Source organism: Stenotrophomonas sp. STEN033 (assembly GCF_056856655.1).
Genome location: NZ_JBXFWM010000029.1, coordinates 1 through 16,902, shown reverse-complemented (window position 1 = coordinate 16,902; position 16,902 = coordinate 1). Strand labels below are relative to the sequence as shown.

The 16,902-nt window shown below is 64.3% G+C and carries 14 protein-coding genes; 2 read left to right on the top strand and 12 right to left on the bottom strand.

Annotation, left to right across the window (positions count from 1 at the left end; all coding sequences use genetic code 11):
* Positions 1-111 precede the first annotated feature (111 nt).
* The 12 genes from AC1VXC_RS11480 to AC1VXC_RS11425 form a co-directional block, all read right to left on the bottom strand.
* Positions 112-1,419, bottom strand: coding sequence for a dicarboxylate/amino acid:cation symporter (locus AC1VXC_RS11480; RefSeq protein WP_481539145.1), 1,308 nt, complete (start codon positions 1,417-1,419; stop codon positions 112-114).
* Between the two features lie 58 nt (positions 1,420-1,477).
* The gene (locus AC1VXC_RS11475) at positions 1,478-3,163 is read right to left on the bottom strand and encodes a BatD family protein (RefSeq protein ID WP_481539146.1); all 1,686 of its coding nucleotides are present in this window, start codon (positions 3,161-3,163) and stop codon (positions 1,478-1,480) included.
* Complete coding sequence (locus AC1VXC_RS11470; RefSeq protein WP_481539147.1) at positions 3,160-4,983, bottom strand: VWA domain-containing protein; 1,824 nt, start codon at positions 4,981-4,983, stop codon at positions 3,160-3,162. Before AC1VXC_RS11470 ends, AC1VXC_RS11475 begins: the two co-directional genes overlap by 4 nt.
* Positions 4,962-5,960 carry a vWA domain-containing protein gene (locus AC1VXC_RS11465; RefSeq protein ID WP_313173938.1) on the bottom strand — a complete coding sequence of 333 codons (999 nt, stop codon included), beginning with the start codon at positions 5,958-5,960 and terminating at the stop codon, positions 4,962-4,964. Before AC1VXC_RS11465 ends, AC1VXC_RS11470 begins: the two co-directional genes overlap by 22 nt.
* The gene (locus tag AC1VXC_RS11460; protein WP_313173937.1) at positions 5,960-6,412 is read right to left on the bottom strand and encodes a DUF4381 domain-containing protein; all 453 of its coding nucleotides are present in this window, start codon (positions 6,410-6,412) and stop codon (positions 5,960-5,962) included. Before AC1VXC_RS11460 ends, AC1VXC_RS11465 begins: the two co-directional genes overlap by 1 nt.
* A complete protein-coding gene (locus AC1VXC_RS11455) occupies positions 6,412-7,344 on the bottom strand; it encodes a DUF58 domain-containing protein (RefSeq protein WP_313494362.1) in 933 nt (310 codons plus the stop codon). The genes AC1VXC_RS11460 and AC1VXC_RS11455 overlap by 1 nt, the downstream gene beginning before the upstream one ends.
* Before the next feature lie 67 nt (positions 7,345-7,411).
* Positions 7,412-8,431, bottom strand: a complete 1,020-nt coding sequence (locus tag AC1VXC_RS11450; RefSeq protein WP_313173935.1) for an AAA family ATPase — start codon at positions 8,429-8,431, stop codon at positions 7,412-7,414.
* A 101-nt stretch (positions 8,432-8,532) separates the two neighbouring features.
* Positions 8,533-10,416 carry a type IV pilus secretin PilQ gene (locus tag AC1VXC_RS11445; protein ID WP_313173934.1) on the bottom strand — a complete coding sequence of 628 codons (1,884 nt, stop codon included), beginning with the start codon at positions 10,414-10,416 and terminating at the stop codon, positions 8,533-8,535.
* 19 nt (positions 10,417-10,435) lie between these two features.
* A complete protein-coding gene (locus AC1VXC_RS11440) occupies positions 10,436-10,936 on the bottom strand; it encodes a pilus assembly protein PilP (protein ID WP_313173975.1) in 501 nt (166 codons plus the stop codon).
* Positions 10,937-10,968: 32 nt separating this feature from the next.
* Positions 10,969-11,634 carry a type IV pilus inner membrane component PilO gene (locus tag AC1VXC_RS11435; protein WP_313173933.1) on the bottom strand — a complete coding sequence of 222 codons (666 nt, stop codon included), beginning with the start codon at positions 11,632-11,634 and terminating at the stop codon, positions 10,969-10,971.
* On the bottom strand, positions 11,631-12,425 hold the full coding sequence (locus tag AC1VXC_RS11430; protein WP_481528150.1) for a PilN domain-containing protein: 795 nt from the start codon (positions 12,423-12,425) through the stop codon (positions 11,631-11,633). The genes AC1VXC_RS11435 and AC1VXC_RS11430 overlap by 4 nt, the downstream gene beginning before the upstream one ends.
* A complete protein-coding gene (locus AC1VXC_RS11425; RefSeq protein ID WP_343239511.1) occupies positions 12,425-13,483 on the bottom strand; it encodes a pilus assembly protein PilM in 1,059 nt (352 codons plus the stop codon). Before AC1VXC_RS11425 ends, AC1VXC_RS11430 begins: the two co-directional genes overlap by 1 nt.
* 214 nt (positions 13,484-13,697) lie before the next feature.
* Here AC1VXC_RS11425 and AC1VXC_RS11420 point away from each other — a divergent pair, with 214 nt between their 5' ends.
* Complete coding sequence (locus tag AC1VXC_RS11420) at positions 13,698-16,136, top strand: penicillin-binding protein 1A (RefSeq protein WP_313173930.1); 2,439 nt, start codon at positions 13,698-13,700, stop codon at positions 16,134-16,136.
* Positions 16,137-16,211: 75 nt separating this feature from the next.
* Positions 16,212-16,838 carry a hypothetical protein gene (locus AC1VXC_RS11415; protein WP_313173929.1) on the top strand — a complete coding sequence of 209 codons (627 nt, stop codon included), beginning with the start codon at positions 16,212-16,214 and terminating at the stop codon, positions 16,836-16,838.
* The last annotated feature ends 64 nt before the right edge of the window (positions 16,839-16,902 follow it).

Sequence of the window (16,902 nt, the reverse complement as noted above, 5' to 3'; positions counted from 1 at the left end):
AGTCCGTAAAAGCTGACGGTAGTTCGTCTTGGTTTCGCCTGACAGGAACATGCCCAAGCAGAACGGCCACCCTGAACAGGGTGGCCGTCGTTACCGTAAACCCGCCGGAATTCACCCCTGCGGGTGATGCCGACCGATGCTGTCGTCACTCTCACCGCGCGCCACCAGGGTGGTCAGGGCCAGGTCACCGGTCACGTTCAACGCGGTACGGCACATGTCCAGGAAGTGGTTGACGCCCAGGATCAGGCCGATACCGGCAGGATTGACGCCGACCATGGCACAGATCAGTGCCACCACCGGCAGCGAACCCGACGGCACACCGGCCGTGCCGATACCACCGAGGATGCAGACCACCATCACCATGAACTGCTGGCCGATGCTCAGGTCCACGCCGAAGAACTGCGCCAGGAAGATCACCGTCACACCCTCGAACAGCGCGGTGCCATTCTGGTTGGCGGTAGCACCCACGGTCAGCACGAAGCGCGAAACCTTGTGCGGGAAGCCCATCTGGTCGGCCACGCGCAGCGCGGTCGGCAGGGTCGCATTGGACGACGCGGTGGAGAACGCCATCACTGTGGCCTCCTGCGTCTCACGGAAGAACCTGATCGGCGAGCGCCCGGCCAGCTTCACTGCGATGCCATAGCTGACGAACATGTGGGTGGCCAACGCCAGCACCACCACGCCTACATACGCACCCAGCTTGATCAACAGATCAAAGCCAAAAATGGCGGCCAGGTTGAACATGAAGCAGGCCACCGCGTAAGGCGCCAGGCGGATGACCAGATTGATCAGGGTCATCGAGATTTCAAACAGGCCTTCAATGCCCTTGCGCAGCGTGGCCACCTTTTCAGCCGGCGACAACACCATGCCGATGCCCAGCATCAGCGCGAAGAACATCAGCGACAGGATCTTGCCGTTGTCCGAGGCCGCATCGAGCACATTGTTGGGCACGATCGACAGCAGCATGTCCAGGCCCTTGGGCTGCGAGCCCGCGCCAGCCACGATCGCCTGGCTGCGCTCGGCATTCTCGGCCAGCAGCTTGGCGGCAACAGCTGGATCAACACCGGCACCGGGCTGGAACAGATTGACCAGCAGCAAGCCGATCAATACCGCCACACCGGACAGCACGATGGTGTAGGCCAGCGATTTCCAGCCAATACGTCCCAGTGAGCGGATATCGCCCATCTCCGACACGCCCATCACCAGCGCCGAAAAAATCAGCGGCACGATCAGCATGAAGATCAGGCTCAGGAACAGCCCCGAGATCGGCGTGGTCAGATAGGTGGTGACCTCATGCACCCAAGACGCGTCAGGGCTGACCAGATGCACGATCAGGCCCAACAGCAGACCTAAGCCGAAGCCGATCCCTATCTTCCAGTGGAACGGCAATTTGGCGGTGGTCTTGGCTGCATTGGCCATAAGCGGGTTTCCCTCCAGAGATTGGTTCAGCTTAACAGACGGTGTACAACCGCCCTTTTCAGCTTTGTCCCGGATAGAGAGGGTCCAATGGCGACTTTTCCACCACTGCGGTTTTCCGCCACCGCGGACCGGCCTTGAATACCTCGCGCAACTGCGCGCGCGCCGCGCTCACGTCGCCCTCGCCGCCCCAGCGGGCGCGCTGCATGCGTTGCAGCGCATCGCGTTGTGCCGGGTCATCCAGTTTCTGCAATACCGCGTCGAGCCCGTCCACTCCGCCCATCACGGCAAGGATGTGTGCCACCTCGTCCAGGCTGCCCGCATCCAGGGCGCGGCGCAGGTCTGCCGTGCCGTAGCGCGAACCAGCGCTGGCAGATTGCGCTGCAGGCCCATCGCGGGCCACCGCCGGAGCATGGCGGCGCGACAGCCCCCAGATCAGCGTGGCCAGCCACAACAAGGCGAAACCGGCCGCCAGCGCGGGCCACAGCCAATTGCTTGCGGCGTCCGGCGACGCCGCCAGGGCGTTGCCTGCAGCCACCGCGGCAGACCCGGCCGCTGCCGGCTGCACCAGCGGTGGCGCGACCATGCCGGTAGTGCTCCCTTGGGCTACCTGCAATGACAGCGCCGGCAGCGAGGTGGTGCGCGCCTGGCCCGCCGCAACGTCCCACCATTGCATCTGGATGCCGGGCACGGTCAATGCGCCGGTCTGCTGCGGCACGATCGAATAGCGCCGGGTCAGCTTCAACTGCGGGCTGGAACCCTCGAACGTTTCATCGTACTGCGGTGGCTCGGCGAACACCTGTGCACTGTCGCCCAGCGATGGCACCGGCAGCTCCGGGAACTGCGCCTTGGTGGCGCCGCTGGCGATTGCCTCCACTTCGATCGCAATCGCCTCGCCGGTACGCCCGCCATTGGGCGCGGCGGTATAGCGCAGCTGCAGGTTCTTCAGCGGCAACCACGGTTGTGGCGCATCGGCAGGTGTCGCCCGTACCTGCAGGGTCTGGTCAGGACCGCGGGCACTGAGCTGGCCGTTGTCGCGGCCAAAGAAGTCATCGAAGAATCCGCCCGCGCCCTGCCCGCTGAAGCGCGCACCAGCCAACTGCAGCGGGCCGCTGCGCTCGGGAATCAGCAGGAAGCGACGCTCGACCACGTTGTAGCGGCGCCCGCCGACCTCCCGCACGGAGGTACGGTCATCGCCAACGCGCTGCAGCGATGCTGCCGCCGGTGTATCCAGCACCAGTTCGCCGGAGGCCAACTGGGTGGCGAAGTACAACCTCACCACCACACCCACGCTCTGCTGCACGTAGGGCTGTTTGTCGTCCACCTCGGTTTCGATGAAGGCCAGTGCGTTGCCGTCACGGCTGGCGATCGGCGCCTCGTCCACCTTCACCAGCAAGGGCGTGGTACTCCCGCCACCGACGCGCAGCGCAGGAATGTCCAGCATGCCGGCGCGCCGCGGTGTCAGCACAACCGTGTACTGGGCGAAGTTGCGGGAGGCGCCACCGCCCAGCTGCAACTGACGGCTGCTGCTCTGCGCACCAAGCACGAAATCGACCTCGAGCGGCGCGTATTCGGGGCTGCCCGATTGATCGGTCTCGATGGTCAGCGTGATCGACTCACCCTGCTTGATGCTGTCCCGATCCAACCAGGCGCGCGTCTGTGCCTGCAGCAGGCCACTGAAGGCCAACAGGCCCAGCAACAGCCATAGCTGCAACTGCAGGACCTTGCCTGCGTGATTCTTGCTCATCGCTTTTCCCGCATCCGACGCTCGTACTCGAGCTGGAATTTTGCTTTCAACAGATCACCCGGCTCATCCGGCACGCGCTGCATCCAGGCTTCCACCGCTTGTTGCTGTTCACGCTGCGCAGGTGTCATCGCCGCCCGCGCGGCGGACTGCTTCCCGCCCTCATCCACCTGCTGTTGGCGCATGGCCTCGGCCATGCGCTGACGCTGGGCCTGGTCAGCCTGCTCCTGCTTTCCCGCATCTTCCGTCTGCGGCGGCTGCGGTTCGCCCCGCCCGGAGGACGATGCGTCGGAGCTGCGGGGAGACTGCGCAGCCGGTGGCTGCGACTGCTGCGATTGGCCGGATTGCTGCCCCTGTTGTCCCTGCGGCTGCCCCTGCTGCTGCCCCTGCGGTTGTCCCTGCTGGTTCTGTTGCGAATCCTGCTGTGACTTCTGCTGTCCGCTCTGATCCTTGCCCTGCTGCGGCTTGGACGGGTTCTGCTGGCTACCCTGCTGCCCCTGCGGCGATTTGCGCTTGCGTGCGGCGTCCACCGCAGCGCGGTTCGCCACCGCATCCGGCATGCCCGGATGCGCCTTCAGGGCACGGTCGTAGGCGGCAATCGCCTCGTCATACTTGCCCTGACGGGCAAGCGCGTTACCCAGGTTGTACCACCCCTGGTCATTGTCGATGCCCTCGAATTTTCTCTGCGCGGTAGCGAAATCACCCAGTCTGTATGCCTCGACGCCTTCGCCCAGGCGCTGATGCTGGCGCTGATCGGCACGCTGCCACCAACCGCCCTGCTCCGCTGCATGGGCAGGCTGCAGGACCGGCAACAACAGGCATAGCGCCAATACCGGCATGACCCGGCGCGGGCGACGGAACGCAAACAACGCCAGCAGCAACAGCGGCGGCAACAACCAGTAGCCTTCATCCTGCCATTGCTTGCCCGCACTGGCCTGCTGCGCACGATCCTGCGCACCGGCCTGTGGCTCCAGCACCCCCAGGGCCTGCAGATCTGCCGAGGTAGTGGCGATGCGTTGATAGCCACCACCGCCGGCTGCAGCCAAACCTCGCAGTGAGGTTTCGTCCAGGTGCGCCTGTTCGATCGCCCCACGCGGATCGCGATAGGACGCACCTTGCAGGCTGCCCAGGCCGATCACTGAAACACGATAGCCCGCCACGCGCAGCTTGGCCGCTTCGGCCAGTGCCGCGGCGTCGGCATGATCACTCAACAACAGTATCTCGCCATTGCGGGCCCCGGACTGCTTCAGCAGATCACCTGCCCAGAGCAGTGCCTTGTCCGCGCGCTGACCATCCACCGGCATCACTTCCGGTGCCAGCGCATCAAGAAACAGCGCGACGTTGGCGGCATCATCGGTCAGCGGCGCAACCGTGAATGGCTCCCAGGCGAAGGCAATCAAGGCTACCTCGCCGCCCTTGCGCTCGCGCAGCAGGGTGGCCAGCTTCGCGCGTGCCTGCAGCAGGCGCGACGGCGGCAGGTCGGTGGCGCGAATGCTGCTGGACAAGTCCAGTACGATCACCAGCGGCGTCTTCGACTCCCACAACGGCTGATCCAGTTGACGCCAACTTGGCCCTGCAAGCGCAAGCACCGCCAGCACCAGGCCGAGCGCCAGCCCTGCACTGCCCCACCAGCCACGCTTGCCGCCTTTACTCAACAGCTGCGCCAATAGATGCGGGTCCACTGCTTCGTGCCAACGGGCACTGCGCTGACGGCGCCACCAACTGCCGAGCAGCGCAGCCGGCACCAGCAAGAGCGCCCACAGCCACTCCGGACGCAGGAAATGCAGATTCTGCCAATCAATCATTGCCGCAGCCCCCGCCAGGCCAATGCCGTCATGCCCAGCAGCAGCGATAACGCCAACGGCCACGGATAGCGTTCGATCCGCGGCCGCACCGCGGGACCGGCGTCCTTCACCGGTTCCAATCGATCCAGCTCGGCATAGATGTTGACCAGTTCATCCGTATCGCGGGCGCGGAAGAAGCGGCCACCGGTTTCATCAGCCACCTTGGTCAAGGTAGCCTCGTCCACCTGATCATCGGCCCCGGGCAACTGCACACCGAACAAGGACATGCCGCCACTGCCACCAAAGGCGATGGTGTAGACCCGCACGCCTTCGGCCTTGGCCAGTTCTGCCGCCTTCAACGGTTCCAGCACGCCGGCGGTGTTCACACCATCGGTGAGCACGATCAGCACCCGCTGTCCCTGAGGCTGCTCGCGCAGACGCTTCACCGACAAGGCGATGGCGTCACCCAATGCCGTCTCACGTCCGGCCAGCCCGACCACGCTGTCGCGCAGTTGGTCACGCACGGTGGCGCGGTCGGCCGTCAACGGGGTCAAGGCATAGGCACGCTGGCCGAACACCAGCAAGCCAATGCGATCCCCTTCGCGGCGCTCGAGGAAATCCGCCAGCACTGCCTTGGCAGCGGTCAGGCGGTCCACCACCTGACCGCCCAATTGCATGTCCGGCTCACTCATGCTGCCGGACAAGTCCACCGCCAGCATCATCTGCCGCGCCTGCCGTGGCGGCTCGATCGGTTCACCCAACTGCTGTGGACGCGCCAACGCGGCACACAGGCATAACCATGCCAGCGACAACAACAAGGTCTGCAGCACCGCACCGGCCCGCGACGGCGCCTGTTCCTGCAGCAGCTCCGGTTCGTAGGGCACGCGCAGCGCGGCGCCATATTGTTCGCGTAGCGGCCACAACAGCATCAACAGTGGCAACGGCAGCGCCAGCCATGCCCACGGCCAGGCAAAGCTCGGCCACAGGTTCGACCAGTTGGCGAGGATGTCCTGCATCAACGTCGCCCTGCCATCAGTTCCAGGAAACGCGTGCGCGCCAGCTGGCAGGCACGATCCACCTGCTCGCCCTCAAGCTGAGGACGGAACCCGCCATCCAGCAGCAATCGGCCTTCGCCGCCGCTGAAATCCGTTCGTTTGCCGCCATCGAGAAAACGCAACCACGCATCACCCTGCAACTGCACTGCCCGCGGATCGATCCGCCGCGCCGCGCGGCGCAGGAGCTCGGAGGCCGCAGCCAATCGTGCAGGCCCCTGCGGCGCCGCCTGTAACTGCCGGTCGAACAGGTTCGTCCAACGCTGCAAGCGACGGCGGCGGAAGAAATAGAGGGTCAATCCAATCAACGCGAGCACCACGACCGCACCGATCAGCAGCCACCAGCCCGGCGCCAGCGGCCACCAGCCCGGTGCTGCAGGCAGGTGCACATCCCGCAGCGGCAGTTGTGCGGCCATCAGCCCACGCTCCGGTTCGGTGTCGCGCTCAACCAGGCATCACTGGCATCGTCGGTGACCAATGTGCTGACGCGGATGCGTCGCCCCGGCAACTGTCGGCACAGTGCCTCGACCGGCCCGACCAGCGCTTCGTGCCAGGCCTCGCGTACGTTGCTTGCGGTCAGATCCAGCTGCAGACGGCCAGCCCGTGTCTGCAATGGCAGAACACATCGCGGAGGCGATATCTCAAGAGGATCCAGCAGCAACACCAGTTCCACCTCCACATGCATTGCCAACGATGACCAGGTGGCGGCTGCCACGGCTTGTGCACTGACCGGATCGGCCAGCACCACCGCACGTGCACCCGGGTGCAACACCCGGGCGGCCTGTTCCAACGCCAGTTGCAGGCCACCATCATCGGCCGGTCGCTCGCCGTACCAACGCACAAGGGCGTCCAGGCTCCGCAACACCCCGCGAGTTCCGCCAGCCGGGGGGACCAATGCCTGCTGCGCGGAACCACGCAGCGCCGCTATCCGATCGCCGTCACGCAGTGCCGACCACGCCGCAACCGCACCAGCGCGTGCCGCCTGCACCGACTTGAAGCGCACCCGCGTACCGAAATAAAGCGCCGGTGCAGTGTCAGCAATCAACAAGGTGACCCGCTCGCGCTCGGTCTGGAAGGTCTTGGTATGCGTGGCATCGGTACGTGCGGTCAGTTTCCAGTCGATGTGCCGCGCATCGTCACCCGCTACGTACTCACGCGACTCGGCGTACTCCATGCCACGACCACGCAGCATCGAGGCGGCGCGGCCGCTTACCGCGTAATGGCCGCGCCGGGCCTTGCGGCCGCCGTTGGCGGAACCGCGCAAGGCGATCAGCTCGGCCAACTGTGGTCGGATGCCATCGGCGGCGGCCACGACCTGCGGTGCTTGCCTGGTTACCGGCACATTCATTGCCGGTCCACCTGCAAACGTGGTCCTTCAACCGTTCCGGTGCCGCCGCCCGTCATCACACCCGGCCTCAAGGCAGGGGCACGCAGTCGAGCAGGGCAGCCACCAGACGCTCACCGTCCCAACCCTCGGCGGCAGCCTCGTAGCTGGGCAATACACGATGGCGCAGCACATCGGCGGCAACACCGCGTACGTCATCGGGTGTCACATAGTCGCGATTGGCCAGCCAGGCACGCGCACGCGCGCAGCGCTCCAGTGCAATCGAACCGCGCGGGCTCGCGCCCCAGGCAATACGCTTGGCCAGCTTGGCGTCGTAAGCACTGGCGTCGCGCGAGGCCAGCACCAGCGCTACCAGGTAGCGTTCCAGCTGCGGCGCCATATGCAGTTCCAACACCTCGCGCCGCGCCTGTTCGATCTTCTGCAGCGATATCTTCTCGACAGCTGCCTGCTGCGGCCGCATCGCCCGCAAGGCGCGCTCGCGTGCAAGCCGCAGGATCTCGGTCTCGGCGCTGGCATCGGGGTAACCGATGCGCACATGCATCAGGAAACGGTCCAACTGGGCTTCGGGCAGTGGGAAAGTGCCTTCCTGCTCGATCGGATTCTGCGTGGCCATCACCAGGAACACCTCCGGCAATGGGTAGGTATTTCGACCGACCGTCACCTGCCGCTCGCCCATTGCCTCCAGCAGCGCCGACTGCACCTTCGCCGGGGCACGATTGATTTCGTCCGCCAACAGGATCGGGTGGAAGATCGGCCCGGCCTGGAATTCGAAACGTCCTTCCTGTGAACGCCAGATATCGGTGCCGGTGAGGTCGGCAGGCAGCAGGTCCGGGGTGAACTGGATGCGCGCGAAACTGGCATCGATACGCGACGCCAGGGCACGGATGGCGGTGGTCTTGGCCAGCCCGGGGGCCCCCTCCACCAACAAGTGGCCATCCGCCAACAGCGCGGTCAGCAGCCGGTCGACCAGCAAGGACTGGCCGACGATTTCGCTGGCCAGCGCATCGCGCAAGGCGGTGAATTCCTGATGCAGGTCGCCGTCACGGACCGGCGCATCGGTTTGGGTGGGCAATTGAGGGGGCAGGTTCATAGGCGCAGTTTGACTGATCTGCGATGAAATGGTTCCAAACAGATCGCCGCAAACGAAAAAGGGCCGCATCCGCGGCCCTTTTTCTCATCCACAACAAGCGTTTAGCGGGCAGCCTTGGCGACGCGCAGGATCTTCGGGGTCACGAAGACCAGCAGTTCGGCCTTGTCCTTGCTGCGACCACGCTTCTTGAACAGATTGCCAAGGAAAGGGACGTCGCCCAGGAACGGGACCTTGCTGACGCTCTCACGGTCACTGAATTCGTACACGCCACCGATGACCACCGTCTGGCCATCATCCACCAGTACGGCGGTGTTGATCTCGCGACGATTGATGACCGGGACAACGCCGAAGTTGGTGATGGTCAGGTATTCGTCGACCTCATCCTTCTTGACGTTCATGTTGAGGAAGACGCGATTGTCCTGGGTGATGGTCGGGGTGACCTTCAGCTCCAGCAACACTTCCTTGAACTGCACGTTCGGCGTTGCTGCGGCACCGCCGGTACCACCGGTAATGGTGACATAACCAATTTCCTTACCCTGCTTGATCACGCCCTCACGCTGGTTGGCGGTGACGATACGCGGGTTGGAGATGACTTCGCCGCGGCCTTCTTCCTGCAGGGCCGACAGCTCAAGATCCAGGTTGAAGTTGGCACCCAGCAAGGTATAGGCAAGGCTCGGGCCCAAACCGTTGGCCGAAGTAAACGTGCCTGCCGGCAGATTGACGTTGAGTCCGCGATTGGCGCTGCCGCCACCATTGGTGGTATTGCCAATCGTCGCCTCGTTGTCGCCCTCGTTGTAGGTACGCTTGCCGCCAATGCCGAATTTGGCACCCAGGTCGCGGGCAAAGGTGTCATTGGCGATGACGATGCGGCCTTCGATCAGCACCTGGTCAACCGGACGATCAATCACCTCGATCAGCTCGCGCATCTGCGCGACCTTCTTCGGGATGTCGCTGATCATCAGGGTATTGGTACGCTCGTCCGCAACCAGGCGACCACGCGGCGACAGGAAGCCGTTCTCGTTCTGACTACCACCACCGCCTTCACCACCCGAGCCGCCGATGCCTTTGGCTTCGGTGATCGCTTTGAAGATGGTTGTGGCGTTGTGGTAATTGATCTGCACGTAGTCGGTGATCAGGTCCGAGCGGTTCTCGATCGCGATACGCGCGTCTTCCTTGTCCTGCTCGAACTTGGCCAGCTCCGGCTGCGGCGCAACCCAGATCACGCCACCCTCGCGGCGCTTGTCCAGGCCCTTGGCACGCAAGACGATGTCCAGTGCCTGATCCCACGGCACGTTGACCAGGCGCAGGGTCACATTGCCCTGCACCGTGTCCGAAGCCACCACGTTCAGGTTGGACTCTTCGGCGATCAACTGCAGCACGGTGCGCACCGGCACGTCCTGGAAGTTGAAGGTCACCGGACGGCCACTGTAACCACGTGCGGCAACGGTAGCCGCTGCCTGCGCAACCGTCTTGGAGGTCACCGCGCCGGTAGCCACCTCGGCCTGCCGCGGGGTGATCTCGACGACGTACTCATTGCCGGTCTGGTATGCCAGCGAGTCAAACGCACCGTTGGTGCTGAGCACCAGCTGCGAACCCTGCCCGGACGGCTTGGCGTCGATGCGCTGTACCGGCGTGGCAAAGTCCACGACGTTGAGCGGACGTTGCAGCTCGGCCGGCAACACGGCGTTGCCAACGTCGATCACGACGTTGTTGCCCTGGTTGCGCAGATCCGGGCTGGCGCCCTGGCCGTCAAACTGCAGGATCAGACGTCCAGCGCCATCATCGGCACGCTTGAAGTCGATCTTGGTTACGGAAACCGCCTTCACCGCCTGCTGGGTGGCCGCGGCTGCGCCGCCGACACCGTTGGCAGGCTGTGCTGCGAATGAAGAGCCGCACACCGCTGCCAACGCCACTCCCAGGGCGCAGACGCGGACCAGTGCATGGCGCCGGATGGGACGCAGGCTCAGGGCTTTGGTAAAAGTCATCGTGCTATCCCCTAATCAATCAACGATCGTCCAGTGCAAGCGAGGCTGGGCGTTCCAGCCAGCCACCTGCACCGTCCGGCACCAGTTCAATCAACTCGATCCCGTCCTCGCGCACCCCCGTTACACGGCCATCGCTCTGGCCCATGTACACCCCGGGACGTACACGGTAGGTGACCTTGTCCGGCCCCATCACCAGTGCCACGGCACCTCCGCCACTGCCGATGGTACCGACCATGTCCAGGCTGTCGAGCGGGAACGCTTCAAGCGGTTCCTTGCGACGGTTCGGATCCGGCCGCAGCTGGCTGTTGCCGTCATCGGACACCCAGGCATCACTGAACGGATCGCGCAGCCCCTGGGCCGAGTATTCAAACGTTTCGAACTGCTGCATCACCGGCAGCGACTCCAGCGGCTCGGCCGGGCGTGCACGCACGTCGGCTATCCATTTCTCAAGATTGGGCGCATCGCCCGGTGTGCTGGTGATGCTGCGGGCGCAACCGCCCAGCAACACCATGCACACCATGCCCAGCGCCAAGGAAGAAGTCTTGCGCATGATCAGGCCCCTCCCTTCTTCTTGGCATCGGCGGCAGCTGCTTTTTCCTGCTCGGCCAACTCGGCGTCATCCAGATAACGGTAGGTCTTGACCGTACCGGAAAGCTCCAGCGCCCCTCCCGGGGTAATGACGCCCTGCCCGCCCTTGGGCTTCAGGTTGATGTCGTGCATGGTCAGGATGACCACGCGCGGCAGCGAGGCGACACCGCTGACGAAGGCACCGAACTGGTGATAACTGCCAACAAGGCGCAGCGCGATCGGCTTCTCGGCATAGAACTCTTTCAAGGTCTCGTCGCCGGGCTTGAACAACTCGTTGTTCAAACCGCTGGACAACGCGGTCTGCGACACATCGATGATCAGGTCCGGCATTTCGGTCTTGCTCGGCAACTGTCGCAGCATCTGCTGCAACACCTGCTCCATCTGCGCCAGCTGCAGCTTCAAGGGCTCCAGGTTGACCGCACGCTTCTGCTCTTCCACGAAGTCATCGCGCAGCGTGGCCTCCTTGCTCACCAGGCCTTCCAGCTCTTCGCGCTGGCCGCGAACGACCAGCAGATACGAAAGAACGATGATGAGCAGCGACAGCAATACGCAGAACACGATCTTCGCGTTGCGTGGCCACGCGCCGATATTGTTGAAGTCCAGCTCTTTGGCGTTGAATTTCTTGCTCACGAACGAGCCTCCTTCTGCGCCGGCACCGCCGGCGCTGCCTCGGCCTTGGGCTGCTCTGCGCCACCGGCAGGGGCTACAGGAGCGGCAGCAGGTGTTGTTGTTGCCGGCGCAGCGGGTGCCGCCGCGCCTGCTGCAGCCGGCGCCGCCGCAGGGGCTGCAGCTGCAGTGGAAGCAGCATCGGTGACAACAATTTCACCGCCTTCGGCTTGGCCATCGCCTGGCGTGGGCAGCTTCACCTTGAGGGTGAACACATACGGCAGGGACTTGATGTCGACGACGCTGCCGCCCTTGTCCTGCGGATCCTGTGCCCGTGCCTCGATGATCGACAACTCGGGACTGGTCATCCAACCCGAGGTCTCGAGGTTGCGCATATAGGTACTGACGCGCGCGTTGGACTGCGTGCGACCTTCAAGCGTCAGCGTATCGCCTTCCTGCTTGAGTGCCGTCAGCACCACGCCATCGGGAATGGTGCGCACCAGCGAATCGAACAGGTGCACCATCTGCGAACGCTTGCCCTGCAGTTCCTCGATCACCTTCTTGCGATCAAGCAGGCGCCTCTTCTGCACGTCAAGGCGGTCGATTTCCTTGTTCTGTTCCTTGACCTTGGCGATTTCCGCTTCAAGGTAGGCATTGCGGTCGTTCTGTCCGCTGATCTGCTGGCTGAAATAGAACCACAGCAAGCCCGACAGCACCACGCCACTGAGCGCGGCAAAGCCCAGCATCCCGTAGAACTCACGCTGGCGCTGTTTGCGGCGCTCCTCGCGCCACGGCAATAGGTTGATCCGTGCCATCAGTCAAACCCCCTCATGGCCAGACCCGTCGCGATCATCAGCGCCGGTGCATCCTGGTTCAGCGCATGCGCCTGGACTTTCGGCCCCAGCGTCATCTGCGCCAACGGATTGGCCACCGACGTCGCCACGCCCAACTGCTCTTCCACCATCGTCGGCAGGCCGACCAGCGCAGCACAACCGCCGGCCAGCACGATGTGGTCGACGCGATTGAATTCGCTACCGGCGTAGAAGAACTGCAACAGGCGGCTGATCTGCTGCACCGTCGCTTCCTTGAACGGCTCCAGCACCTCGACATCGTAGCTTTCAGGCAGGCCACCCTGGCGCTTGGCCAGACCGGCTTCCTCGTAGCTCAGACCGTAGCGACGCATCACCTCGTCGGTGAGCTGCTTGCCACCGAACACCTGTTCACGGCTGTACAGGCTACGACCACCGCGCAATACGTTGAGGGTGGTCATGGTTGCACCGATATCGACCAGCGCCACCACGCCATCGCTGGGTACAGCCAGCTCGCTGGCGACCAGCGCGAACGCGTTCTCGATAGCGAACGCCTCCACATCCATCACCTTGGCGGTCAGTCCACCCAGTTCAAGTGCGGACTGGCGCAGCTCGACGTTCTCCGAACGCGATGCGGCCAACAGGACCTGCACCATTTCCGGATTGTTCGGTACGGGACCCAGCACTTCGAAATCGAGATTCACTTCGTCGATCGGGTACGGGATGTAGTTCACCGCTTCCAGTTCGACCTGTGCTTCCAGATCGTTCTCGTCCAGGTCCGCCGGCATCGGGATCACCTTGGTGATCACCGCAGAGCCAGCAACAGCGGCGGCCGCCCCCTTGGCCTTGCTGCCTGAACGCGCAACAGCCCGCCGAATCGCTTCGCCGACTGCTTCGACTTCGACAATGTTTTTCTCCACCACCGCATTCGGCGGAAGAGGTTCCACGGCGTAGTGTTCCACGCGGAAACGGTTACCGCTGCGGGAAAGCTGCAATAGCTTTACCGCAGTCGAACTGATGTCGACACCAATGATTGGTGCCTGACTCTTTGGGATAAGCCCCACGGATTCTCCCCTGCCGACGGGCACTTGGACGCAAGTCTTGCGTCGGCGCATTAATAACGTTTTTACAGCAAATGGCAACCACCGGGAATGCGAGACGCGATCTGCATCACGCCGCCCAGCTGTATCTCATTTGCTCTCCCCAGGACGCGGCCCCAGCCGCTCCCCTGCGTAATCTATACTCTGCGGCTACAAAAACCGCAATCGGGACTTCTGGATGCCACGTTTTCGTCGCTGGCTGCGCTGGCTGCTGGCCCTCTTCGTCGCCTTCTCTCTGGTCGGCGCAATCGCCATTGGCTCGCTCTATTACGTTGTCTCGTCCAAGCTCCCGGACGTGCAGGCGCTGCGCAATGTCGAATTGCAGGAGCCGATGTATGTCTATGATAACGAAGGGAAATTGATGGCGGTATTCGGCGAGACCCGCCGCTACCCGGTACAGATGAAGGACGTTCCGGAGCGCCTGAAGCAGGCCTTCCTGGCCACCGAGGACGCCCGTTTCTACCAACACGACGGCATCGACTACAAGGGTATTGCCCGCGCCGTATGGCTGATCGCCCGCACCGGCTCCAAGGACGGCGTGCCCGGCGGATCGACCATCACCCAGCAGGTTGCGCGGCAATTCTTCCTCAGCAGCGAGGTCAGCTACACCCGCAAGTTCGCCGAAATCCTGCTTGCCCGCAAAATCGAGAGCGAGTTGAGCAAGGACGAGATCTTCGAGCTGTACCTCAACAAGAGCTTCTTCGGTAATCGCGCTTACGGTATTGGTGCCGCTGCGGAGTACTACTACGGCAAGAAGCTGGCCGAGCTCGACCTGGACGAAATGGCCTCGCTGGCCGGCATTCCCAAGTTCCCTTCCAGCGGCAACCCGCTGAGCAACCCCGAGCGCGCTCGCCAGCGCCGCGACAACTATGTGCTGCAGCGCATGGCCGACCTCGGCTACGTCAGCCAGGCCGAGGCCGATGCGGCCAAGGCCGTGGCCATGCACGCCAGCCCGCACGAGCCGCCGGTGCAGGTCTACGCGCCCTATGTGGCTGAGCTGGTACGCCAGGAAATGATCGCCAAGTACGGCGGCGACGTGCTCAACAAGGGCTATCACGTCACCACCACCATCAATGGCCGACTGCAGGAAGCGGCCAACACCGCGGTGCGCGATGGCCTGCTGACCTATGACCACCGCCATGGCTGGCATGGGGTGGAACAGCATTTCGACGTTGCCGCCGATGCCGACAACACCGCCCTGGCCCGCCACATCGCGGGCATCCCGGCGCAGTCGGGCCTGCAGCCAGCGGTGGTTTCGGCCACCCACGCCGACGGCGGCATCACCGTGGTGCTGGCGGACCGCAGCGAGCTGGTGCTGCCGGTGGCGTCCAGTCGCTGGACCAATCGCAGCCCTGCCAAACTGGTCACCCGCGGCGACATGATCCGCGTGCGCGCCGGTGCGAAGGAAGGCGAATGGCTGATCGACCAGATTCCGCGTGGGCAAAGCGCGCTGGTCTCGGTCGACGCCGACAGCGGCGCACTGCGCGCACTGGTTGGCGGCTTCAGCTTTGCCGGCAACAAATTCAACCGTGCCACCCAGGCACGGCGCCAGCCGGGCTCCAGCTTCAAGCCCTTCATCTATGCCGCCGCCTTCGACAAGGGCTTCAACCCGGCCTCGATCGTGCTGGATGCGCCCGTGGTGTTCCGCGACCGTCGCGGCAAGACCTGGCAGCCGCAGAACGATGGTGGCGGCTTCCGTGGCCCGATGCGCCTGCGCGAAGCGCTGGTGCAGTCGCGCAACCTGGTCTCGGTGCGCCTGCTGGACAGCATGGGCGTGGACTATGCGCGCAAATACATCAGCGAATTCGGCTTCCAGGAGGCCGAGCTGCCGCCCAACCTGTCGATGTCGCTGGGCACCGCCTCGCTGACCCCGCTGTCGGTGGCGCGCGGCTATGCCGTGTTCGCCAACGGCGGCTCACGCGTGGACACCTGGATCGTCGATGAAATCAAGGACCGCGACGGCACCGTGATCTTCAAGGAAAACCCGGCCATGGCCTGCCGCGGCTGCGGCGGCATCTCCGCCACGGGCGCAGCACCGGCCAGCCAGGTGGTGGATGGCTTCAACTTCGGCGCCGAGACGGCACCCGCTCCGGTGGCTGCCAAGCCGGCGGAGGCCAAGCCCGAAACCGTCGAGCCGGCCAAGCCGGTCAATCCGGACGCCCGCACCGCGCCACGCGCCATCGACGAACGCACCGCCTACCAGTTGGTGTCGATGATGCGCGACGTGGTCCAACGCGGCACCGGTACCGCGGCCAAGGTATTGGGTCGCGAGGACGTCGGCGGCAAAACCGGCTCCACCAATGACCACCGCGATGCCTGGTTCTCCGGCTTTGGCGGCCCGCTGGCAACGACGGTATGGGTCGGTCGCGACGATTTCCGTTCGCTGGGCTACCGCGAGTACGGCGGCAAGGCGGCCCTGCCGATCTGGATCGACTACATGCGCGAGGCACTGAAGGACGTCCCGATCGCCAGGAACGACCCGCCCTCGGGCATGGTCCAGGCCACCCTCAACGGCGCCACCGAATGGGTCAAGACCGAAGACCTGGACCGCGTACAGGATTTCGACTTCGGCCAGCAGGATCATGCTACCGACGACGCTGCGTTCGACATCTTCTGATCGTTCGCGCAGGCGGCGGGACGCAAGCCCCGCCGCCTGCCTACAATCGGGCCAGCGACCACCAGGTAGAGCCCGATGCCGTCTTCACCACCGCCCTCACTCCAGCGCAACAGCCGCGAGCGCCAGCTGATCGCGCAGGAAGCCGCACGTCTGGTTGCCGAAAGCGGCATCCACGATCTTGAGCACGCACGCCGCAAGGCCGCCATCAAGCTTGGCATCACCAGCGAGGCCCTGTGGCCGCGGCTCAGCGAGATCGAGCAAGCGCTGCGCGAACACCAGTTGCTGTTTGCCGCTTCCAGCCAACCCGGCGCACTGCGCCTGCACCGCGAATCGGCACTGCAGGCAATGCAGTTTCTACACGCCTTCCAGCCGCGCCTGACCGGCGCGGTACTGAGCGGCCTCGCCGACAGCAACAGCCCCGTCATCCTGCACCTGCACTGTGACGATGCCGATGCGGTGCAGCGTTTCCTGCATGAGCAGCGCATTCCTGCCGAATCGCGCGCCTGGCCATTGCGACTTGCCGGCCATGCGTCGAAACAGCATTTCCCCGGCTGCGAATTCGCCGCCGACGGCATCGCCTTCGAACTGGTGGTACTGCCCGAGGATGCGCTGCGGCAACCACCGGTGTCGGCGGACGACGGCAAACCCCTGCCGCGCGCGACATTGGCGCAGCTGAGGCAATTGCTGGCACTGGAAGCATAGGACGACGGTAGTGCCGAGCCATGCTCGGCAGAGGCTTTCCCGGCATAGCCTCCCTGCCGAGCAT